This window comes from Bacillus sp. RC242, assembly GCF_044908245.1.
Taxonomy (GTDB): Bacteria; Bacillota; Bacilli; order Bacillales; family Bacillaceae_G; genus Bacillus_A; species Bacillus_A mycoides.
In genome coordinates this window covers 1-20,706 of sequence record NZ_JBIYCZ010000016.1, presented here as the reverse complement: position 1 = coordinate 20,706, position 20,706 = coordinate 1, and the positions used below count along the sequence as shown (strand labels likewise).

Sequence of the window (20,706 nt, the reverse complement as noted above, 5' to 3'; positions counted from 1 at the left end):
GGTCTCTTAAGCTCTTTGATCAGCAACGATATGAATATCAATATACTTCGTTTGTCTCATAATTTCATTTACAATAGAACCTTTTCGTATTTCTTCCCACCGTGTTCTCGCCGATTGCCCAAGTAAAACTTGTGTCACCTGTAGTCTTTTTGCAACTTCAATAATAACATCAGCGGGCTTTCTTCCCTTTGCTTCTTCTAATACAAAGCTCGCATCAAATTGATTCGTTAGCGATTTCCATTCTTCAATCGTCTGCTTTTTGCCTGCTGAAATAGAATCTATATTTTCTCTTTCAACGTTTAACACATACAATTCAGCATTTAGCCGATCAGCCATGCGCCAACCTCTCCGTATTAATTTCTCTGCTGTTGAACTGTATTGTACACAAACGAGAATTTTTTCTTTCACACCTATCGGTTCTATTACTGTTTGGCTAATTTTCTCATCCATATCATCTGCAACTTCTCGAAGTGATAACTCTCTTAATGCCCCTAAATTATTTATCGTAAAGAAGTTTTGTAAGCTTTGTTGAATTTTTTCTTCCTTATATATCTTTCCATCTATTAATCTCTTTCGGAGTACCTCAGGTGTTGCATCAACAAGCTGAATTTCATTTGCTTTTTGTAAAATAAAGTCTGGAATACGCTCTCGTACTTTGACATTCGTAATTTGAGCTACAATATCATGAACGCTTTCTAAATGTTGAATATTAAACGCTGATAATACAGATATACCGGCATCTAACAATTCCTGCACATCCATGTAACGTTTCTTATTTTTCGACCCGGGAATATTACTATGCGCAAGTTCATCCACAACAACAATTTGTGGTGCCCGCTTTATAATTCCTTCTACATCAAGTTCATAAAATACTTTCCCTTTATAATCTATTTCTTTTAAAGGAACTTTTTCTAAATCAGCAATTGCTTCTTCCGTCTCTTTTCTACCGTGTGTTTCAATTAAACCAACTACAATATCAATACCGTCTTTTTTCATCTCTCTTGCATCAAATAGCATTTTATAACTTTTCCCAACTCCAGGTGCAGCCCCTACGTATAGCTTTAACTTTCCGCGATTTTGCTGACGAATGTATTCTAAATACTCTTCTGGTGTTCGCCTTTGAAACGTCGGTTTATAGTCATCCGCATACAAAACACTCACAACCTTTCTTTCGAAACAACACTACCTCAATCCGTTAGATTGAGGTAGCACTGTTACTATTTCATTAATTTCTGTAATTCTAAATTTAACTTTAAGACGTTCACGCGATCTTCTCCAAACAAGCCGAGTGCAGCACCTTCCGTTTGATCCTTAATCAGTTGATTCAGCTTTTCTTTCGGAATATTCGTTAATTTCGAGATGCGATCTACCTGCACAGAAGCCGCTTTTGGACTAATGTCAGGATCAAGCCCTGAACCCGAATTCGTCACTAAATCTATCGGTACTTCTGTAACTGGAACGGCCCGGTTTTGTTTCTTCCAGTCTTCAATACTTTTCTCAACTCGTTTTGCTAAATCTGGATCAGACGGCGCATAGTTATTTGAACCAGATGCTTCTGCTTTATATTCTATACTAGAAACACGTCCATGAAAATAACGTGGATCTGTGAAATTTTGACCGATTAATTTTGAACCAACTACTTCATCCTTATCATTATATATAAGACTTCCATCCGCATTATCCTTCATTACCGCTTGCGCAATACCAGTTACAATAAGCGGGTATACAAGGCCGCACAAGACTAAGAACGTAAAAGTAATACGAATAATTGGTGAAAGTATACTTTGTTTTTCCGCCATCTTTTTTCCCCTCTTCCTTATATGAACAAGCCGACAATCATATCAATTACTTTAATTCCAATGAATGGAACGATCACTCCGCCAAGCCCGTAAATGAGTAAGTTTCTGCTAAGCAATGCATTAGAACTCATTGGTTTATATGCGATACCTTTCATCGCTAGCGGAATAAGTAACGGAATAATAACCGCATTAAATATTAATGCTGATAAGATTGCTGAAAGCGGTGATGTTAATTTCATAATGTTTAATGCTTCCATTTGCGGAATCGCAAGTGTAAACATTGCTGGAATGATTGCAAAATATTTTGCAATATCATTCGCAATACTAAACGTCGTTAACGCACCTCGTGTCATTAACAATTGCTTACCGATTCCTACAACCTCAATAATTTTAGTTGGATTCGAATCTAAATCGATCATATTTGCTGCTTCTTTCGCAGCTGTCGTACCACTATTCATCGCTAACCCAACGTCAGCTTGCGCTAATGCCGGGGCATCATTTGTACCATCACCTGTCATCGCTACAAGTTTACCTTTATCTTGCTCTGCTTTAATAACTGCAATTTTATCTTCTGGTTTACACTCGGCAACGAATTCATCTACCCCTGCTTCTTTTGCAATTGTTGCTGCTGTTAATGGGTTATCCCCTGTACACATAACCGTTTTAATTCCCATTTGGCGCAATTGTTCAAAACGCTCACGCATACCAGGTTTTACTGTATCCTTTAAATAAATTAAACCGTAAATACGATCATCCACTGCAACTACAAGTGGTGTTCCACCCTCTTTTGAAATTAAATCTGCTTTTTGATTCACATCTTTCGGAATCGTTCCGCCTTTTGATTGAACCCATTCAATAACGGCACCAACAGCACCTTTTCTTACTTTCGTTCCATCCTGTAAATCAACACCACTCATTCTCGTTTCTGCTTTAAACGGAACAAATTCACCTTGTTCTGCAAGTTCTTTATTATATGATATAGATTTCGTTTGTACATATTCTATAACTGATCGACCTTCTGGTGTTTCGTCTAAAACTGAGCTAATCGCAGCCCATTTTCCTACTTGCTCAATCGTTTCATTTCCTACAGGGAGTAGTGTATGTGCCATCCGGTTCCCGAAAGTGATCGTACCCGTTTTATCTAAAATAATTGTATTAATATCACCCGCAGCTTCTACTGCTTTCCCTGACATTGCTAATACATTGAACTTTGTTACGCGGTCCATCCCAGCAATACCAATTGCCGATAATAACCCACCAATTGTCGTTGGAATTAGACAAACTAACAATGCAACAAGTACAGCTGTATCAATTTGAAACCCTAAATAATTTGTAAAAATCGGCAACGTCACAACAACGATTAAGAAAATAAGAGTTAAGCTCGTTAATACTGTATTTAAAGCAATCTCATTCGGCGTTTTTTGACGAGCAGCTCCTTCTACTAAAGAAATCATTTTATCAATAAATGATTCACCAGGATTACTCGTAATCACAATCGTAATCTCGTCACTTACGACCATCGTTCCGCCTGTTACTGAACAAAAATCGCCACCTGCTTCTTTTATAACAGGAGCTGATTCCCCTGTAATTGCTGATTCATCTACAGACGCTAATCCTTTAATTACTTCACCATCATTCGGAATCATTTCCCCTTGTTTTACAATAACAACGTCACCTTTTCTCAGCTCAGTTGCTGAAACTTGAACAATGTCTCCATTTTCTTTTACAACATTTGCAAACACATCTTTCTTCGATTGTTTTAAAGAATCAGCTTGCGCTTTACCACGCCCTTCAGCTAAAGCTTCTGCAAAGTTAGCAAATAAAACTGTAAATAATAGAATGAGAGAAACTGTTATATTAAACCACCCTGGTACACTACTAGAACTACTTGGAAGAAAGGATAAAATTAACGTAATGATAAATCCAATTTCCACAACGAACATAATCGGATTCTTTATCATTACTTTCGGATTCAATTTCGCAAAGGATTGTTTCATCGCATGTGTCACGATATCACGATCCATCGTTTTCGCTTGTCTAACCTCATCTTCTACAGCATGTATTTGTGACTGATCTACTTGTTTTTCTTTTACTACTACCGGTCTCATCATTTACCCTCCATTACTTCAATGTAAGAAATTCTGCAATTGGGCCGAGTACTAACATCGGGAAGAATGTTAACGCACCAACAATTACAATTGTTCCGATAAATATCCCTCCAAATAAACCATTATCTGTACGGAACGTTCCGACTGTTTCTGGTACTACCGTCTTCTCTTTCAGTGAAGCTGCAACAGCTAGCATCGTAATTAAACTGAAATAGCGTCCTAAAAACATAACTAAACCAGTCGTAATATTCCAAAACGGTGTATTGTCTGCTAAACCTTCAAATCCAGATCCGTTATTCGCAGCTGACGATGTGTACTCATATACAACTTGCGTTAAACCGTGGAAACCTGAATGAGAAATTGCATCCGTTCCTAAGCTTGTTGAAAGAGCTAATGCTGAAAACCCTAAAATAAGCAATGGATGAAATAAAATCGTTACCGCAATCAATTTCATTTCCTTACCTTCAATTTTCTTACCTAAAAACTCCGGTGTCCGTCCAACCATTAAACCAGATATAAAGACTGCAATAATTGCATACATAATAATGTTCACAAAACCTGCTCCAACACCGCCGTATACTGTATTTAACATCATATTTACGAGTGGAACTAGACCACCAATTGGTGTTAACGTATCATGCATCGTATTAACGGCCCCCGTTTCCGCAGCTGTCGTTACTGTCGCATAAAGGGAAGAAAATACTGTTCCAAATCGGACTTCTTTTCCTTCTGTACTTCCTTGTACATGTTCGATACCCATTCCATTTAACACTGGATTTCCATGTAATTCAGATGTCGTAATCGTTATAAATCCTAGTAAAAACACCATGAATAGTGACACGAAAAGGATGCGACCTTGTTTTTTATTTCCTACCATTCGTCCGTACGTAAATGGAAGTGCTGTTGGCAATAACATCATAAGCATCATTTGCAAAATATTACTCATTTGCCCTGGATTTTCAAAAGGATGTGTAGAGTTTGCCCCGAAAAATCCACCGCCGTTATTTCCAAGTTCCTTAATGGAAACGAATGATGCAACTGGACCACGTAAAATACTTTGTTTTGCCCCATCAATTGTTTGTGCTGTAACTGCCCCGTCTAACGTTTGTGGTACACCAAGTGCGACAAAGATTAGCGCTGCAACAAACGCAATAGGAAGAAATACTCTCGTTAAAGCTCTCGTAAAATCAACGAAAAAGTTACCAAGTTCTTTTCCAGCGAGCCCTCTTATAAATGCCATAACGAGCGCTAACGTCGTTGCTGGTGCTGCAAACATTAAAAATGTAATCCCGATTAATTGTGATAAATAAGACAAACCATTTTCACCGCTATAATGCTGTAAATTTGTATCAGCCATAAAACTAATTGCTGTATTAAAAGCGAGCGTAGGCTCCATCCCTTCAATATGCGCTGGATTTAATGGCAATACGCCTTGTAATCTGAAAATGAAATATACGACAACAATCATAAATCCATTGAGTAAAACTAATGATAATGCGTACTGTTTCCACGTTTGATTGTATGCTTTTACACCCGTAATTTTAAAAATAAGTTTTTCAAAAGGCCCGAATACTTTATCTAGCGTTTTGCTACCTTGAAAAGCTTTTTCTAAATAAATCCCCGTTGGCTTTGCTACTAAAATAAACAAGAGCATTGTAATAACGACTGCAACCCAAATCATAATGAATGATTCCCCCTAATTAAAACTTCTCTGGATTTAATAATGCGTACACTAAGTACACCGTAATCGCTGCAACAATAACCGATAAGGCAATCATCATGATTGCTTCCCTTCTTTCACAACTTTATCTGACCAACTTGCAAGACTTGCCATCGATGCGACTAACCCAACAAAAATACCGATCATTACAACATCTAACATAACTACCCCTCACTTTTTGTTAAATTTTACCATCTAGTTATCAAAAAAAGAACACTAAGCTCTACTTAGTGTTCGAAACGAACAACACAAAGTAAACCTCCTCTCTAAACGCTTACGAGGTTAGCTGTCGGATTCGGGCCTAAAGAGTAGCCCTACTTTCAAAATTGAAAGATTCACCCCAAGTGACAATGCACAAAATTGGTTCCCCCGCTCCATTTCTGGAACTCAGCGATTTTAGGTTTTTTTTGGAAATTTCATGAATGATTTATGAGAGTAAATATACTCCTCTAAATTTAACTTGTAAAGAGGCAAATTACTTAAAATAAGAAAAAATTCCGCCATTTAAACGCTTACATTGCTTATTTTTAATATTCTTTCATCTATTTTCTTGTGTTTTCTTTTTTTTTCATAGAAATGATCTTTTAAATATGAAATAAAAAGAGCGAATGACATGAAGTGCATAGCTTGTTGCACTCAGCATTCGCTCTTTTTTCATTCAACCTTTATTCTCCACGCAAAAAAGCACGCAAATTTCTCCCTCGAATATAAACTTGTGATAATTCTGCATGTAACTGCTCATATTCGGTAATATCCGCCTCTAAATACAAAACATCTTTTGATGGTAATATAATATATGGCCCTGGAAAAAGAGGATCGAGCACTACCAATTCGTGAACTCTCTCTACCGATATCGCCCAACGATTCGCTATATCTCCTAGTAACAACACTTTCATCTTCATTTCCCCCGCCCTATTCAAAAAATAAAAAAGAAATATTATCACAGTTCGTAAACACTACAAATTTAGCTCCAATTGTTTCATAGAGCCTGGCCGGATAGCGTTTATTCTTTGTAACAACAGTAATAGGCGCTTGAAAAGAAAAACGAATGTGTTCTGTGAAGAAACTAACTATCGGAAGCTCATCCCCTAGTAAAATCACCTTCTTAATACGTGTGCAAATACTAGTAAAATCCTTCTCCTTATTACAGCTATAAGCTGATTCAAACCCATACTCTCTAACTTCATCCGCTATCTCTTCATTGGCTGTAAAAATAATTAACTCATGCTGAAATGCTACTAGCTCTCTTAAACTCTTTACCTTGTTTTTTTCTCCAACACAAATAAGTGTTAGTTCCATGTACCTCATCCTCCTTAGCATAAAAGAACTCAAACATATATTGATATTCTCCTATACTAATCAGACCGATGAAGTGATGTATCCATCATGGCACCGTCCTCTCTCAAGACGCTTACGAAGTTAGCTGTCGGATTCGGGCTTTGAGAGTAGCCCTACTTTCAACATTGAAAGATTCACCCCTAGTGACGACGCACAAATTGGTTCCTCCGCTCCATACATTTGGACTCAGCGTATTACAAAAAATGTATTCTGGCTGATATATTACTCCTGTATTTGGAAAAAGTAAACAATGAAAAATCCTTAAGGTGGATTTTTCATTGTTGCTAGACATTATAAATATTTATATTCAATTGGAATTTTCATGAGTCGTATTGTAATAATACTAAATAAAGAAATGATTAAAAATTAAACGTGAAACGAGGATGCTATATGACCGAGGATAAAAAGAATAATTTTATTAAAATAATAAATATTCTAGGTAATTCGTTACTATTAATTTTAGCGATTTTAGTTACTATTACTAGTTATACTGAATTCCGTACTACATTAGAAATCATTTTTTAAATTTCTTGTTTGTTATTAATTTATAGTAAATACTTAAGTAAAAATAAGAAAGCTATGATTCCCTATTTTATATATTTAATATTAATCTCATCACACCTTTTATATACTTTACTCATCTAAAGGACGCATTTAAACAAGAAGAGCCAATCACATTTGCTAACATATATTAAATCTCTATTAATCATTAACATTAATAACCAGTGAGGATATAGCCCCACTGGTTAAATTTTCACTTATGCATGTGTCTTATTCACTTTATACGCAAAATGATTCGTCGGTCCATGACCACTTCCAATATTCAACGGCTCTTCAATCGCTATACTAATAAATCGTTTTGCCTCTTGAACTGCCTCTTCGATTGAATATTCTTTAGCAAGTCCTGCTGTAACTGCAGACGCAAATGTACATCCGCTTCCGTGCGTCTGCTTCGAAGGAATTCGTTCGCTCCTAAATTCAATAAACTGCTCTCCATCAAAGAGTAAATCAATTACTTCATTACCTTGATATTCTGCATGTCCGCCCTTCATAAGAACATATTTAGCCCCTAATTCATGTAATACTTTCGCAGCTTCTTTACTATCTTCAACATTATGAATCTCCATCCCAGTTAACACTTCTGCTTCCGGAACATTTGGTGTTACGACAGTTGCTACTGGTAATAAATATTCCTTTAATGCTTGTACTGCTTCTTGTTGTAATAATGATGCCCCACCTTTTGCAATCATAACAGGATCTAGCACAATATTATTCCAGCCGAATTTTTTAATATGTTCTGCAACAATTTGAATAATTTCACTGCTAAATAACATTCCTAGTTTTACAGCATCTGGCGTTAAATCTGTACCAATTGAATTCAGCTGTTCCGTAATTCCTTCTAAAGAAACAGGATATACCCCTTGAACGCCAAGCGTATTTTGAGCAGTAATTGCCGTAATAGCCGTCATTCCATACACACCAAGCTCTTGGAATGTTTTTAAATCCGCCTGAATCCCAGCGCCGCCTCCGCTATCAGACCCTGCAATTGTTAAAGCTTTATTCACTTTCATTCCACTCATCCTTTTCTACCCAAAATAGCGATGATAAATTGTTTTCGCTTCGCTTATATCTTTCGTTCCATGTACAAGTACACGGCCATCTTTAAAAGCAACTAATCTCTTTTCTTCAACCGAAAATGATAATAAATATGGATTTACATTTAAATCATTCACACGATCATTCAGCAATTTTTTATATTGTTCAAAATCCAGTTCCTCTTTATGAGGTGGTCTAATTTGAACTGTATTTCTCCCGCATAACACCGCTGTTTTTGAAGTATTTTCCTTATTTAAATACGGATATAATGCTTGCTCACCACATGATAGACAATTATGTTTACGAATCTTTTGCACATTCATACATGAATACTCATTTTTCCATACATCAAATGACACAAGTCCATCTCGAAGCGAGTCATAATCTTCTACTAGCAGTTTAAGTGTTTCCGTTACTTGATGAGAAACGACGAGAGATACAGCAGGTGATATAATCCCCGCTGTGTCACATGTCGCTCCGCCAAGTGGAATCGATTGTAATAAACAAGATAAACATGGCGTTTTGCCTGGAAGAATAGTATAAGAAAGACCGTAACTTCCTACACATGCCCCGTAAACCCATGGAATAGAATATTTTTGCGCTACATCATTCACAATGAAACGCGTTTCGAAATTATCAGTCGCATCGATGATTACATCAACATTTGTAACGTGTTCTTCTAATTCTTCAGCCGTTACATCTTGAACGAGAGCTTCTACTCTTACTTCACTATTAATCTCTTCTAGACGTTTTTTTGCCGCCACAGCCTTCGGAAGGTTATTCTCTACATCACGCTCTGCATACAATTGCTGCCTTTGTAAATTACTCCAATCTACATAATCGCGGTCAACAATTGTTACCTTACCAACGCCTGCCCTTACAAACATCTCTGCATTTGCACTACCTAATGCACCCGCACCGATAATAAGTACATGCTTTTCCCCTAGCTTTTGTTGCCCTTCTTCCCCAATTGGAGAAAATAGTTCTTGGCGAGAATATCGATTATTCAACTACGCTCATTCCTTCTAAAGGACTACTTGCTGTCGCGCAGCGCTTGCGTGCAATACGACCTGCTTCAAACCCTAATCGTCCTGCCTCAATACTTAATTTCATTGCGTATGCCATTTTAATAGGATCGTTCGCTCCAGATACTGCAGTATTTAATAACACACCATCCGCTCCTAATTCCATCGCAAATGCCGCATCAGCTGGGCTACCGATACCAGCGTCAACGATAACTGGTACTGTCGCTTGTTCAATAATGAAGCTTAAATTTAACGGATTTACAATACCAAGCCCTGAACCGATTGGTGATGCTCCTGGCATAATTGCATGCACACCTAATTCTTGTAATTTACGTGCTAATACAACATCATCAGATGTATACGGAAGTACGATAAATCCTTCTTCTAGTAACATTTCAGATGCCTTTAACGTTTCTACTGGATCAGGTAATAACGTTCTATCATCACCAATAACTTCTACTTTGATCATATCGCAAAGTCCAGAAGCTTTTGCTAATTTTGCAATACGAACAGCTTCTTCAGCATTTTTTGCTCCAGCTGTATTCGGTAATAACGTATATTTTTTTACATCAAGTTTCTCTAATAAATTAGGCTGCTTTGCATCAAATATATCCATACGACGTACTGCGAATGTTAAAATCTCAGCCTCAGAAACATCAATTGCCTTTTGCTGCACATCAAAATCAGGGAATTTCCCTGTTCCTAATAAAAGTCTAGAATGAAATGAAAATTGTCCAATGTTTAACATAATCAACCGCCTCCTACGAAAGTTACAATCTCAATTTGGTCCCCATCAAAAACAGATGTATCGTTATGATCATCTTTTTGTAAAATATCTTTATTACGTTCTACTACAACAATTCTGTTATCTAACTCTAAATGTGTAAGTAGCCCAGCTACTGTTTTTACACTCTCTGGTACTTCAATTTGGTTACCATTAATTTTTAAATTCAAACTTCCATCCCCTTTCTAAACCATTTTAGAAAGCAATGAATCTAGCAAGTGATTCTCCTGCTTTCCTTCTATTAAATCAGCCATATACTGACCAGAAACAGGACTTAATAAAATGCCGTTTCGATAATGGCCCGTACAAGCATATAAACCTTTTATTTCTTCATGCTCTCCCATATAAGGAGCTTCATGATTAGACTGCGGTCTTAACCCAGCCCACGTACTTTCCCATTCTGCTTCTTTTAAAGCAGGCAATATTGTGTAGGCACGCTCTAATATGGAAGTAATACTTTCTGGTTGTACAGATTTATTAAATGTATGAGGCTTCATCGTTGCCCCAATCACATAACGGCCACCGCGCTTCGGCGTAATATAAAACCTCTCCTGGAAAATAGGAGCTTTCAACAGAGGTTTCCTGCTTCTTACTGCAACAACCTCCCCCTTAACAGGATATGTACCCCAATCACTCTGAAAATAATGTAGTAATTTCGTACTCCATGATCCTCCGGCGATAACGACCTTTTCACATGTGATTACACCTTCGCTTGTCACAATTCCAGTCACTTTATTATTTTCAATACGAATATCAAACACTTCTGTTTGTTCATATATATCAGCTCCGGAAATTGCTGCAGAATGTGCGAATGCTTTCGTAAGCTCTGGCGCAATAACGTGACCATCTTTCGGATAATATACCGCTCCTATAATTGATTCGGATAGAAACGGCTCTTTTTCTCGCAAACGATCACCCGTTAGAAAATATGAATCTTCACCTGTTTTCTGTTGCCAATCCATAATATGAAGAATTCTTTTCTTCTCATCTTCATTTTGAGCGATGCGATAAATGCCCTTTTCTTCATACCCAATATCGATGCCTGTTTTTTCACGTAAAACTTCTGCAAGTTGTGGAAATATAACACGGCTTTCTCTAGCAAGCTCAAACAGCGGATCATATGCATCCCATTCTGCCTGAACACCGAGCAAACCAGCAGCTGCTTTCGAAGCTTCAGATGCGATTCTTTGTTTCTCTATAATCGCTACTTTATGCCCTCTTTCTGCTAGAAAGTGTGCAACTGAGCTACCAATTACACCTCCGCCAATAATCGCTACATCATACTTCTTACACATGTTTTTCCGCCCACTTTCTTATTGATTCCTTATAAGATTTCGCCCTGCTATACGGATTACTACTGCTTATAATCCCAGACATAACAGCAATGCCACTTACACCATTTGCAAGAACATCACCTGTATTTTCAGGGGTAATCCCACCAATTGCAGTTATTGGTATGGATAAGCATCTTGCCATATGAGCAATTTCTTCTAATCCTCTTGCTGGCACATCCTTTTTACAAGCCGTTGGAAATACATGACCGTAAACGAGTGAATCCGCTCCATTTTTAAATGCCACTATCGCTTCATCTAAAGAATGTACTGAATAGCCAACATGCAAATAAGAAAACTTTTCTTTCACCGACCTTACATCTGCGCTTCGATATCCTAGCTGCACACGCGGAATATTTAATAGAATAGCAATATCAATTCGATCATTTATCACTATCTTCGATGCCGGAAAGCCTTTCCCCAAAAGACTTTCCACACCTTCATACAATTCCTTCGTGCTCTTCTCACGCTCACGAATATGCAAATAATCAATCTCACTCTCAATTTGCATCGCTACATTCACTAATTCTTCAAATGGCATATGGCCATTTGAGATTACATGAAGCTCATTTTTCATATTCATTCGCCTACTTTAAAATGTTTTCGAATAATTCATCGGCTGGAACAATTTCTTTCGCCATTCCTTTGTCTTTCAACCATTTATTTTGTTTCTCCCATGACTCTTTTGAATCCGATAAGAATGGCTCATCTTTCGTTTCCATCTTCTCTAATAAAATTTTCATACTTTCTTTTTCAACTTCTGGTACAAGTGGGAAGTTTTCTTTTTCTTGATGATCTAATAAAATATTTAATGCTTCATCCGGATTTTTCTTCATGAAATCATATCCCTTTTTCGCACCACGTAAAAAGGCCTGTAATGCTTCTTTATCCTTTTTCAAAGTTTTATCACCTGTTACAAACACAAGCTCATGATAATTCGGCACACCGTAATCAGCTGGATTAAAGTACGCTGGTTCATGGCCCTCATGACGCATAACAGGTACTTCATGGTTAATGTATGCTCCTGTTACAGCATCCACTTTTTTCGTAATTAACGCTGGTACTAAATCAAATCCAACATCGACTACTTTTACTGTATCTGGATTACCACCATCTTCTTTTACCATCGTTTTTAAATATGCTTCACTTAAAGGGGTCCCAGAATATCCAACTGTTTTTCCTTCTAAGTCTTTAGGTGACTTAATACCTGCTGATTTCAGCGATACAACATGATTTAACGGCGAACGTACGACAGCTCCAATTGATTTCACTGGAATTTGTTCATTTGCTTTTGCCATGACAACATCTGGTTGATAATACAAGCCAACGGTCACTTTCCCTGCTGCCGCTAGCGTTAATGGATCAGTCGGATTAGAAGGGAATTTAATATTCACCTTGACTCCTTCTTCTTTAAAGTATCCTTTTTCAATTGCCGTATAAATAAAGCTATGTACCGCATTCGGGTACCAATCAAGCATTACTGTTATTTCTTTTTCTGATTTATTCTTATCTGATGCCGAGTTACTCGAACATCCTGCAATCATTGCAACTAATAATGTAAACACAAAGATGCGTTTTAATAATTTCATGAATGTTTCCTCCAACTAATGAATTTCTTTTCTAATGTGGAAATAAGTATGACGAAGAAAATAGCTAATAATGATAACAATACAATTGGTGCAAATACACCAGCTCCGTCTAACTGCGTCATCATTCTTTTACTGAAATATCCAAGCCCAGCTTGTGCACCGAGCCATTCTCCAATTGCTGCCCCGATCACACTAAGCGGAACTGCAATTTTTAACGCTGAGAAAAAGTAAGGAAGAGCAGATGGCAGCTTTAGCTTTAGAAAAACATCTTTTTTTGTTGCACCATACGTGACTAAGAGCTCCTCCCATTCTTTTTTCGTACTGCGCAATCCATCATACGTATTGACCGCAATTGGGAAAAACGTAATTAAAACGGTAACAACAACCTTACTCCAGATGGTATATCCAAACCATAAAACGAAGAGCGGCGCAAGCGCAGTAATCGGGATTGTTTGTGAAGCAACTAATAACGGATAAAATGCTCTTTCCATCCACGTACTCGCATTCATTAACATTGCTAGCCCTACGCCCAGTACGATAGAAATAACAACGCCTATTAAAACGACGTACAACGTTGCAGGTAAATGAACCGTAAATAATATATCTTTCAGTACCCATATCTTCATTACAATTGCAGAAGGTGATGGCAAAATGTACATCTCATCTACAATTCTTGCTCCTACTTCCCATAGAGCAAGTAAAATTCCACTTAATATAAGGGCAGGTAATAACTCCTTCAAGCGATTCATCATACAAGTACCTGCCTTTGTAACATACTAAGGAGCTCTTCTTTAAGCGCTAACACTTCAGGCTTATATAAATCTTTTCTTGTTCGGTTACGATCAAGCGGCACAATTCGCTCAGTTAAAGTTGCTATCGGTTGATTTTCTACAACCAAAATTCGATTAGAAAGAAACAATGCTTCTTCAACATCATGAGTGATAAATAAAATTGTTTTTTCCCACTCTTTCCATTGTTCAAACAACCATTCTTGCAAAGATGCCTTCGTTAAAGCGTCCAATGCACTAAAAGGTTCATCTAACAATAATATCTCCCCGCCTGTTAATAAAGTTCGGATAAAAGATACGCGTTGCCTCATACCACCAGATAAATCTTTCGGATATTTTTTCTCGTACCCTTGTAAACCAAATTTATGTAACAGTTCTTTCGCTTTTACTTGCGCTTCTTTCTTCTGCACACCTTGGCACTCTAGCGGCAGGGCAGCATTCTCAATAATCGTCCTCCACGGCAAGAGCATATCTTTTTGGGGCATATACCCTACAGGATGACTCTTTGTTTTTGTCAGCTCTATCTGTCCAGTACTTGCTTCTTCTAAGCCTATAATAAGACGAAATAAAGTACTTTTCCCGCATCCACTCGGTCCGATAATACTTACAAACTCTTTATCTTGTATAGAAGCATTTAATTCATCGATGATTGGTTTCTCATCATAATGAAAGGAAACATTATGAAACTGTAGTATGTTCTTGCTCCTCAAAACCCCACATCTCCTTACGATAAGCCATATCCCAGAATAAATATTCAAATCGGCTGGAATATAAGAAAATCTCCTCTAATCGGTCTAGCTCTTTCTCTGACTTTCCAACTGCCATTTCATTTAATAAATCTATTAACCAAATACAAAGGTTACCGTATTCTTCAGAACTATATCCTTGAATCCACTCTCCAAAGAACTCATGATCTCTTGCTCCAGGAATATCATTTAAACGCTTTCCAATCTCCCAATAACTCCACATACATGGAAGTAAAGCTGATATTAATTCTGCAAGTGTGCCATTTTGAGATACAGACATCATGTAATTTGTATAGGCTAAATTTTTAGCAGATGGTTTCGCAGATTCTATCTCCTCTACAGTAATGCCAAGTTTGTTTGCATACTGTTTATGGATCGTCATTTCTCCATTTAAAATCCCATCAATTTGCTCTGCAAATTTTGCCATAACTTGTGGATTCGTTGCCTTTACAACCCCAATTGCATATAGCTTTGCATAATCTAACAAATATAAATAATCTTGAATAATATAGTACTGGAATTTGTCTTTTTCCAACGTACCATCCCCCATACCTACTACAAACGGATGATTATGACTTTTCTCCCAAACAGGCTGCACCGTATTAAATAATCTTTCACAAAATTTCATTAATAATTCCCCTTCCTATATATCTATTTATTTCAATAAAAAAACCACTTCTGTATATAAGAAGTGGTTACAGCAAATAAAATTATAATTTATTCGTTGTTCCACTTCCCTTCGCTAGTATTATCTAGATCAGGTGTTGTAAGGGTTAAGGATTATTCCTCTCTCAGCACGAAAAGCACCCCTAGTGGTGTTAATATGAAATTTTTAAATAAAAAAGCCCCGTTTCTATACGCAAAGAAACGGGGACTCATTGTTAATGTCCGAATTGCTTCCCTACGCTAGCATAATCTAGATCAGGTAATAAAAAGGATCAAAGGCTTACGGCCCTACTCTCAGCTGGCAACACCAGCCCTCCTAGCAAACTATAAAATTATCACTGTCAGTATAACATCGCCATAAGACATCATCAACTGTTTTAATTTTCTTAATTGAGAATTAATTCTCAACGTGTTAAACAAATATAAATGCGACCTCACAAATGATATATACAATATTTATATACGAATCTCTCTTCTGACATTATTTTTATTGATTTCATATTACATTTATGTGAATACGACCAATATATTATATCTTTATACTATAATAAAATTACAACTATACAACTAGAGGAGGTCTTTATTACATGAATAAAGCTACAGCTTTAACAGCAACTACTATCGCAATTGCTTCTTTACTTCCTTCTATGGGAGAATCCGATATACAAACAGCGGCTGCTAAGCAACCATCTACAGTAAAAACTGGATATGTAAAAATTGACAACGTTGCACTACATCAAAATAGCCATACAGACAGTGCAATAATTGATAACATTCGATTTAATAGCCCGGTTACTATTCTTGAGACAACTCAAGATTGGTATAAAGTATCTGTTAACAACAAAACAGGCTATATGAAAAAAGATGCAATTCTATTCAAAAAAAATGTTCAACCAAAGTCTCAATATATCGTAAATGCAAACGCATTAAACGTTCGTTCTGAACCTAATACAGAGTCTTCTATTCTAGATATATTACCAAATGGTCAATTCATTACCATTCAAGGTGAACAAGGGGATTGGTATAAAATATTACATAACGGTCAAATTGGTTACGTACAAAAAACATTTGTATCTAATGGATCCACACCTCTAGTAAAAGGTGTAACAGTACAAGGTTCTCCTTCGTATACTGTTGCAACACCAAAATTAAATGTACGTAGCAATGCTAGCACAAGTGGCACTCTACTTGGCTCATTACAAAATGGTACACAAGTACAAGTAGTAGAAACGGTAGGTACTTGGTATAAAATTCGTTTTGGCACAGGATACGGATATGTAGCAAAACACTATGTAGTGCAAAATCAAAATCAAGCACACGCTGAAACAGCTCCACCTGCATCAATTCCAGCAGTTTTCAAATTCCCTACTCAAGGGAAAATCAGCTCCACTTTTGATATGCACTGGGAGCAAATGCATTATGGTATAGATATAGCAGCACAAGGAAATGTCTCTATTCAAGCTGCTGCTGCAGGTAAGGTTGTGAAATCTTATTATTCGGCTAGCTACGGCAATGTCGTGTTCATCGCCCATCAAATAAATGGGAAATTATATACAACAGTTTATGCTCATATGAAGGATCGCACTGTACAAGCTGGTGATCAAGTACAAACTGGACAATTAGTAGGTCATATGGGAAACACAGGTCATTCATACGGGCAACATCTCCATTTTGAATTACATAATGGGGAATGGAATTTTGAAAAAACAAATGCAGTAAACCCACTGCCATATTTAGTTAGGTAAATTATATGCCACGCAATATACCTCTCTTTATTGAATACCTGGCCTTTTTAGGTTTAATCTGTTGTTTAATCATTTATAATACGAACACTGTATTTTTATCTATTATTATTGCTTTTGTTGCTTTAGAAATCATTATGGAAGCATTACAAATGCGGCTAAAACAAAAAATTGCCCATATTTATAATGTAATTTTTCTTTTAAGTGCTCTTATAACAAATATAATTAGTAATGGTTTTTATTTATCTACCGTACTTCCTGTATTCTTTATAGGTGTTTTATTATTCATAGCTAGATACGTTCATGTTCCTAATAACCAAAAACATGAACAAGAAGCTTAGAAAGAGGAGACACTGTGTACCAATCTTTCAAAGATAATCCAATGAAATATATATTGAACTTATATGAAAAAATGAATACTTTTTTTGGTATACAAAGAAGTTATACTGCACAATTTCTCCTTTATGGAATGTTATTTCTTATCTTAGTTACTTTCTCCTTGCTTTACTGACAAAAAAGGATCTCACATAAACTTGAGATCCTTTTTAATTTATATTAATTTTTAATATGTAAAATAAGGTTTATCCGCAAGCATATTTTTCATAAATAAAACTAAGATTATATTTTTTCTCTAAGCTCATTCTTTGTTCATCGTCGCACCAATAGAAAAGAATATCATGAATCGTTGCATAACGCTTATTTTTAAGAAATAGTTTAAAGAATGATGGTAAACAATCATGTAATTGTATAAATATATAATTGCGTAGTATTTCTTCTTTGTATTCAATTCCCTTACAAATATACAGTAATTCTTCACAATAATATGCATGCTGTGGAACTTGGATCATTTCGAAAAATGGTACATATGATAGTAGCTTTCCAATAAAATGACCATACCGATCCATTACCCCTATCGTCATATGCTCCATCATTTCTTTCATCACATATAAATAATCATCTACATGAGTTGTCTTTAAAGGGTCTAATCGATCGGAAATTTGTGAAAGTACAGCTCTTTGACAAGCTAAAACTGCTTGACTAGGTCCATAATATGATAGGAAGTCTGTACACTTACGATACTTTCGTAATAAGTCATGTGTATATAAATCATACACAAAAGTATTACAATACATTGCCAGACTCATCATATCACTATTTAATTGCTCTTTTGACAGTAGCTTAGCTCGCTTACACATATAAAAGAATGTAAATTCCAATACTTCTTTATGAGATAATAGATGTTTGCAATCTGTTATACATTTCTCATTAAATTTAACTCGCTCCCAAATTTCTACATCCTCAGCTGTTAATTCACCAATACGATATTTAATAATTAAATAGTTTAAAGCAACTGCTTTCGTCAAAAGATCCCATGTTTCATACTCCAATGAAGTTCGGACAAATTCATCTAGCCCTTGGGTTATCATAAAAGCATTTGCCTCTTCATACCAACCAATCTCTTGACATAAACGAAGAATACGTACTAGAGTTGGAATTTCATCTTTATGAAACTGCGGTAAATTCTTTACTTTATTCATGCCATATACGATAAATGGCGCTAAATTCTCTTCTTTATAAAATTCTTTTTCTTTCCATACTAATATAGTTCGCTCTTTCCCTTCACCTTTTGGATGACAAGGTACAAGCAAAGAAAATAACTCAGCGAAATTATTTGGTTCTATATATGTATCTGTAACCAAATTCCAATTTGGATCGCCCTGTACAGCCCTCATATAATTCCCCTTCCCTTTTTATCCCGCTATTTGCGGGCAGTAAGACTCCCACCTCAAAATTCTGCGAATACGAGGAAGTTAGGTGGGAGATAAAACTGCCTATAAAAGCCCGATTGGTTCAACTAATAATTATTGGGGGATGGACACCCCCCAATAATTAAAGTTTCACTTTATCTACGTAGGAAATATTAATTCATTATTACATCATTAACAATAAATATTGTTATATTCAAAATCTATCATAATACTTATATCTCTCAGTATATCATTTTTTCTCTTATTAAAAATTAGGAATGACAAATTTAAAAAAACTATCAAAAATATTGACTCTATACTTATTATATAATGTCTCAGATACATCACGCTAACATATTAGTTTAATCCGCATATACTAGAATAATGTATCTGATCTTTATACATAATTTATTCCATATGCTCTGAGATTTCACTTAAAGCAAACCCTGCTTGATCATCTGCTGATTTTCTTATAGCTAAATCACCTAGTGCTAGCATCCCAACAAGTTGACCGCTCTCAACTACCGGTAACCGTCTAATTTGATATTGTGCCATTAATTCTGTAGCTTTTTCAATAGAATCATCTGGAGAAACTGAAACAATGTTTGTTGTCATTACATTTGTAATTTGATTAGATCCAGGATGTTTTTCAGCAATCCCACGAACAACTAAGTCTCGATCAGTAACAAGCCCAACAACTTGTTTATTTTCAATAACAGGAATCAATCCAACCGATTCTTCCTTCATTTTTACAGCTGCCTCATATACATTGTCTAATGGTGTACAATGTACGATATGAGTACTCATAAGTTCTCTAACTTGCGTCATTTTTCATCTCCTCCTTTTAATACATACCATAGCTTTTCCTAAATCCCTTTATTTATTTCGGGAAAATAAGGTGATAAAAAGAGGCTTATACATAATAAAAAAGAGTCAGCAATATGCTGACTCTTTTTTTATGACCCGTACGGGATTCGAACCCGTGTTACCGCCGTGAAAGGGCGGTGTCTTAACCACTTGACCAACGGGCCATGGCTCCGCAGGTAGGACTCGAACCTACGACCGATCGGTTAACAGCCGATAGCTCTACCACTGAGCTACTGCGGAATATATATGGTGGGCCTAAATGGACTCGAACCATCGACCTCACGCTTATCAGGCGTGCGCTCTAACCAGCTGAGCTATAGGCCCATATACTTTACAGGGGCAGTAGGAATTGAACCCACACTGGAGGTTTTGGAGACCTCAGTTCTACCTTTAAACTATGCCCCTAAATGGTGCCGGCTAGAGGACTTGAACCCCCAACCTACTGATTACAAGTCAGTTGCTCTACCAATTGAGCTAAGCCGGCATAAAAAAAAACAAAAAAATGGTGGCTCGGGACGGAATCGAACCGCCGACACGAGGATTTTCAGTCCTCTGCTCTACCGACTGAGCTACCGAGCCAACATAAAATGGCGGTCCCGACCGGGGTCGAACCGGCGATCTCCTGCGTGACAGGCAGGCATGTTAACCACTACACCACGGGACCATTGGTTGCGGGGACAGGATTTGAACCTGCGACCTTCGGATTATGAGCCCGACGAGCTACCGTACTGCTCCACCCCGCGACGATATTATGTTTTAAAAATAAATGGAGGAGGTAGAGGGATTCGAACCCCCGCGCGACTCTCGCCGCCTGTCGGTTTTCAAGACCGATCCCTTCAGCCGAACTTGGGTATACCTC

22 protein-coding genes, 8 tRNA genes and 4 riboswitches are annotated in these 20,706 nt (G+C 36.8%); of the genes, 2 read left to right on the top strand and 28 right to left on the bottom strand.

All coding sequences use genetic code 11. The annotated features are described in order from the left end of the window. Positions 1-6: 6 nt before the first annotated feature. The 18 genes from kdpDN to tenA all read right to left on the bottom strand — a co-directional run bounded on the left by kdpDN (position 7) and on the right by tenA (position 15,452). Entirely contained in the window at positions 7-1,161 is a 1,155-nt protein-coding gene (kdpDN, locus tag ABH957_RS23900; RefSeq protein WP_100248418.1) for a KdpD-like non-kinase potassium sensor, read from the bottom strand. Positions 1,162-1,217: 56 nt separating this feature from the next. Continuing rightward, the gene (gene kdpC, locus ABH957_RS23895; protein ID WP_219300001.1) at positions 1,218-1,799 is read right to left on the bottom strand and encodes a K(+)-transporting ATPase subunit C; all 582 of its coding nucleotides are present in this window, start codon (positions 1,797-1,799) and stop codon (positions 1,218-1,220) included. A 17-nt stretch (positions 1,800-1,816) separates the two neighbouring features. Beyond that, the gene (gene kdpB / locus ABH957_RS23890; protein ID WP_404455402.1) at positions 1,817-3,907 is read right to left on the bottom strand and encodes a potassium-transporting ATPase subunit KdpB; all 2,091 of its coding nucleotides are present in this window, start codon (positions 3,905-3,907) and stop codon (positions 1,817-1,819) included. A 13-nt stretch (positions 3,908-3,920) separates the two neighbouring features. Next, positions 3,921-5,588, bottom strand: coding sequence for a potassium-transporting ATPase subunit KdpA (gene kdpA / locus ABH957_RS23885; RefSeq protein ID WP_061675211.1), 1,668 nt, complete (start codon positions 5,586-5,588; stop codon positions 3,921-3,923). Positions 5,589-5,607: 19 nt separating this feature from the next. Beyond that, positions 5,608-5,688, bottom strand: a complete 81-nt coding sequence (gene kdpF, locus ABH957_RS23880; RefSeq protein ID WP_000972378.1) for a K(+)-transporting ATPase subunit F — start codon at positions 5,686-5,688, stop codon at positions 5,608-5,610. Further along, the gene (locus ABH957_RS23875; protein WP_000887888.1) at positions 5,685-5,789 is read right to left on the bottom strand and encodes a SipW-dependent-type signal peptide-containing protein; all 105 of its coding nucleotides are present in this window, start codon (positions 5,787-5,789) and stop codon (positions 5,685-5,687) included. Before ABH957_RS23875 ends, kdpF begins: the two co-directional genes overlap by 4 nt. Positions 5,790-5,884: 95 nt before the next feature. Next, positions 5,885-6,030, bottom strand: a riboswitch (cyclic di-AMP (ydaO/yuaA leader). Positions 6,031-6,292: 262 nt separating this feature from the next. After that, entirely contained in the window at positions 6,293-6,523 is a 231-nt protein-coding gene (locus ABH957_RS23870; RefSeq protein ID WP_016101779.1) for a hypothetical protein, read from the bottom strand. Positions 6,524-6,539: 16 nt separating this feature from the next. Continuing rightward, positions 6,540-6,926 carry a hypothetical protein gene (locus tag ABH957_RS23865; protein ID WP_002029867.1) on the bottom strand — a complete coding sequence of 129 codons (387 nt, stop codon included), beginning with the start codon at positions 6,924-6,926 and terminating at the stop codon, positions 6,540-6,542. A gap of 93 nt (positions 6,927-7,019) precedes the next feature. Then, a riboswitch (cyclic di-AMP (ydaO/yuaA leader) is annotated at positions 7,020-7,167 on the bottom strand. A 556-nt stretch (positions 7,168-7,723) separates the two neighbouring features. Continuing rightward, positions 7,724-8,545 (bottom strand): bifunctional hydroxymethylpyrimidine kinase/phosphomethylpyrimidine kinase, encoded by an 822-nt coding sequence (thiD, locus tag ABH957_RS23860; protein ID WP_404446018.1) that lies wholly within the window; start codon positions 8,543-8,545, stop codon positions 7,724-7,726. Positions 8,546-8,551: 6 nt separating this feature from the next. Further along, complete coding sequence (thiF, locus tag ABH957_RS23855) at positions 8,552-9,571, bottom strand: thiazole biosynthesis adenylyltransferase ThiF (RefSeq protein ID WP_404455399.1); 1,020 nt, start codon at positions 9,569-9,571, stop codon at positions 8,552-8,554. Beyond that, positions 9,564-10,334: a thiazole synthase gene (gene thiG / locus ABH957_RS23850; RefSeq protein ID WP_002087526.1), complete on the bottom strand. Its 771-nt coding sequence runs from the start codon at positions 10,332-10,334 to the stop codon at positions 9,564-9,566. The genes thiF and thiG overlap by 8 nt, the downstream gene beginning before the upstream one ends. A 2-nt stretch (positions 10,335-10,336) precedes the next feature. Continuing rightward, positions 10,337-10,540 carry a sulfur carrier protein ThiS gene (gene thiS, locus ABH957_RS23845; protein WP_001049509.1) on the bottom strand — a complete coding sequence of 68 codons (204 nt, stop codon included), beginning with the start codon at positions 10,538-10,540 and terminating at the stop codon, positions 10,337-10,339. 15 nt (positions 10,541-10,555) lie between these two features. Next, positions 10,556-11,665: a glycine oxidase ThiO gene (gene thiO, locus ABH957_RS23840; RefSeq protein WP_404446008.1), complete on the bottom strand. Its 1,110-nt coding sequence runs from the start codon at positions 11,663-11,665 to the stop codon at positions 10,556-10,558. Further along, the gene (tenI, locus tag ABH957_RS23835; protein ID WP_113936771.1) at positions 11,658-12,278 is read right to left on the bottom strand and encodes a thiazole tautomerase TenI; all 621 of its coding nucleotides are present in this window, start codon (positions 12,276-12,278) and stop codon (positions 11,658-11,660) included. Before tenI ends, thiO begins: the two co-directional genes overlap by 8 nt. Before the next feature lie 10 nt (positions 12,279-12,288). Next, positions 12,289-13,290 (bottom strand): ABC transporter substrate-binding protein, encoded by a 1,002-nt coding sequence (locus tag ABH957_RS23830; RefSeq protein ID WP_404446004.1) that lies wholly within the window; start codon positions 13,288-13,290, stop codon positions 12,289-12,291. Then, entirely contained in the window at positions 13,287-14,039 is a 753-nt protein-coding gene (locus tag ABH957_RS23825) for an ABC transporter permease (RefSeq protein ID WP_404446429.1), read from the bottom strand. Before ABH957_RS23825 ends, ABH957_RS23830 begins: the two co-directional genes overlap by 4 nt. Then, on the bottom strand, positions 14,039-14,788 hold the full coding sequence (locus tag ABH957_RS23820) for an ABC transporter ATP-binding protein (RefSeq protein WP_404446001.1): 750 nt from the start codon (positions 14,786-14,788) through the stop codon (positions 14,039-14,041). The genes ABH957_RS23825 and ABH957_RS23820 overlap by 1 nt, the downstream gene beginning before the upstream one ends. Continuing rightward, a complete protein-coding gene (gene tenA, locus ABH957_RS23815; protein WP_219300011.1) occupies positions 14,757-15,452 on the bottom strand; it encodes a thiaminase II in 696 nt (231 codons plus the stop codon). Before tenA ends, ABH957_RS23820 begins: the two co-directional genes overlap by 32 nt. Positions 15,453-15,541: 89 nt before the next feature. Beyond that, positions 15,542-15,645: riboswitch (TPP riboswitch) on the bottom strand. A gap of 60 nt (positions 15,646-15,705) precedes the next feature. Further along, positions 15,706-15,818: riboswitch (TPP riboswitch) on the bottom strand. A 259-nt stretch (positions 15,819-16,077) separates the two neighbouring features. On the opposite strand from tenA, the gene ABH957_RS23810 reads away from it, so the two are divergent. Beyond that, positions 16,078-17,235, top strand: coding sequence for an SH3 domain-containing protein (locus tag ABH957_RS23810; RefSeq protein ID WP_404512342.1), 1,158 nt, complete (start codon positions 16,078-16,080; stop codon positions 17,233-17,235). Positions 17,236-17,240: 5 nt separating this feature from the next. Continuing rightward, a complete protein-coding gene (locus ABH957_RS23805) occupies positions 17,241-17,573 on the top strand; it encodes a hypothetical protein (protein ID WP_002010638.1) in 333 nt (110 codons plus the stop codon). 240 nt (positions 17,574-17,813) lie between these two features. Here the strand turns inward: ABH957_RS23805 and ABH957_RS23800 are convergent, their stop codons facing one another. The 10 genes from ABH957_RS23800 to ABH957_RS23755 form a co-directional block, all read right to left on the bottom strand. Next, positions 17,814-18,965, bottom strand: coding sequence for a DUF3965 domain-containing protein (locus tag ABH957_RS23800; protein WP_113936776.1), 1,152 nt, complete (start codon positions 18,963-18,965; stop codon positions 17,814-17,816). A 423-nt stretch (positions 18,966-19,388) separates the two neighbouring features. After that, on the bottom strand, positions 19,389-19,808 hold the full coding sequence (locus tag ABH957_RS23795; protein WP_002010634.1) for a CBS domain-containing protein: 420 nt from the start codon (positions 19,806-19,808) through the stop codon (positions 19,389-19,391). 131 nt (positions 19,809-19,939) lie between these two features. Next, a tRNA-Glu gene (locus ABH957_RS23790) sits at positions 19,940-20,011 on the bottom strand. A gap of 1 nt (position 20,012) precedes the next feature. Continuing rightward, positions 20,013-20,087, bottom strand: a tRNA-Asn gene (locus ABH957_RS23785). Between the two features lie 7 nt (positions 20,088-20,094). Continuing rightward, a tRNA-Ile gene (locus tag ABH957_RS23780) sits at positions 20,095-20,171 on the bottom strand. Positions 20,172-20,181: 10 nt separating this feature from the next. After that, positions 20,182-20,252 (bottom strand) — tRNA-Trp (locus ABH957_RS23775). A 3-nt stretch (positions 20,253-20,255) separates the two neighbouring features. Continuing rightward, a tRNA-Thr gene (locus ABH957_RS23770) sits at positions 20,256-20,331 on the bottom strand. A gap of 19 nt (positions 20,332-20,350) precedes the next feature. Then, a tRNA-Phe gene (locus ABH957_RS23765) sits at positions 20,351-20,426 on the bottom strand. 9 nt (positions 20,427-20,435) lie between these two features. After that, positions 20,436-20,511 (bottom strand) — tRNA-Asp (locus ABH957_RS23760). 2 nt (positions 20,512-20,513) lie between these two features. Continuing rightward, positions 20,514-20,590 (bottom strand) — tRNA-Met (locus ABH957_RS23755). Positions 20,591-20,706: the final 116 nt, after the last annotated feature.

What these genes read in the sequence shown, in the direction of transcription:
- kdpC (WP_219300001.1), bottom strand. Translation starts at nt 1,799, where the DNA reads ATGGCGGAAAAACAAAGTATACTTTCACCAATTATTCGTATTACTTTT.
- kdpB (WP_404455402.1), bottom strand. Translation starts at nt 3,907, where the DNA reads ATGAGACCGGTAGTAGTAAAAGAAAAACAAGTAGATCAGTCACAAATA.
- kdpA (WP_061675211.1), bottom strand. Translation starts at nt 5,588, where the DNA reads ATGATTTGGGTTGCAGTCGTTATTACAATGCTCTTGTTTATTTTAGTA.
- kdpF (WP_000972378.1), bottom strand. Translation starts at nt 5,688, where the DNA reads ATGATGATTGCCTTATCGGTTATTGTTGCAGCGATTACGGTGTACTTA.
- ABH957_RS23875 (WP_000887888.1), bottom strand. Translation starts at nt 5,789, where the DNA reads ATGTTAGATGTTGTAATGATCGGTATTTTTGTTGGGTTAGTCGCATCG.
- ABH957_RS23870 (WP_016101779.1), bottom strand. Translation starts at nt 6,523, where the DNA reads ATGAAAGTGTTGTTACTAGGAGATATAGCGAATCGTTGGGCGATATCG.
- ABH957_RS23865 (WP_002029867.1), bottom strand. Translation starts at nt 6,926, where the DNA reads ATGGAACTAACACTTATTTGTGTTGGAGAAAAAAACAAGGTAAAGAGT.
- thiD (WP_404446018.1), bottom strand. Translation starts at nt 8,545, where the DNA reads ATGAGTGGAATGAAAGTGAATAAAGCTTTAACAATTGCAGGGTCTGAT.
- thiG (WP_002087526.1), bottom strand. Translation starts at nt 10,334, where the DNA reads ATGTTAAACATTGGACAATTTTCATTTCATTCTAGACTTTTATTAGGA.
- thiO (WP_404446008.1), bottom strand. Translation starts at nt 11,665, where the DNA reads ATGTGTAAGAAGTATGATGTAGCGATTATTGGCGGAGGTGTAATTGGT.
- tenI (WP_113936771.1), bottom strand. Translation starts at nt 12,278, where the DNA reads ATGAAAAATGAGCTTCATGTAATCTCAAATGGCCATATGCCATTTGAA.
- ABH957_RS23830 (WP_404446004.1), bottom strand. Translation starts at nt 13,290, where the DNA reads ATGAAATTATTAAAACGCATCTTTGTGTTTACATTATTAGTTGCAATG.
- ABH957_RS23825 (WP_404446429.1), bottom strand. Translation starts at nt 14,039, where the DNA reads ATGAATCGCTTGAAGGAGTTATTACCTGCCCTTATATTAAGTGGAATT.
- tenA (WP_219300011.1), bottom strand. Translation starts at nt 15,452, where the DNA reads ATGAAATTTTGTGAAAGATTATTTAATACGGTGCAGCCTGTTTGGGAG.
- ABH957_RS23810 (WP_404512342.1), top strand. Translation starts at nt 16,078, where the DNA reads ATGAATAAAGCTACAGCTTTAACAGCAACTACTATCGCAATTGCTTCT.
- ABH957_RS23805 (WP_002010638.1), top strand. Translation starts at nt 17,241, where the DNA reads ATGCCACGCAATATACCTCTCTTTATTGAATACCTGGCCTTTTTAGGT.
- ABH957_RS23800 (WP_113936776.1), bottom strand. Translation starts at nt 18,965, where the DNA reads ATGAGGGCTGTACAGGGCGATCCAAATTGGAATTTGGTTACAGATACA.
- ABH957_RS23795 (WP_002010634.1), bottom strand. Translation starts at nt 19,808, where the DNA reads ATGACGCAAGTTAGAGAACTTATGAGTACTCATATCGTACATTGTACA.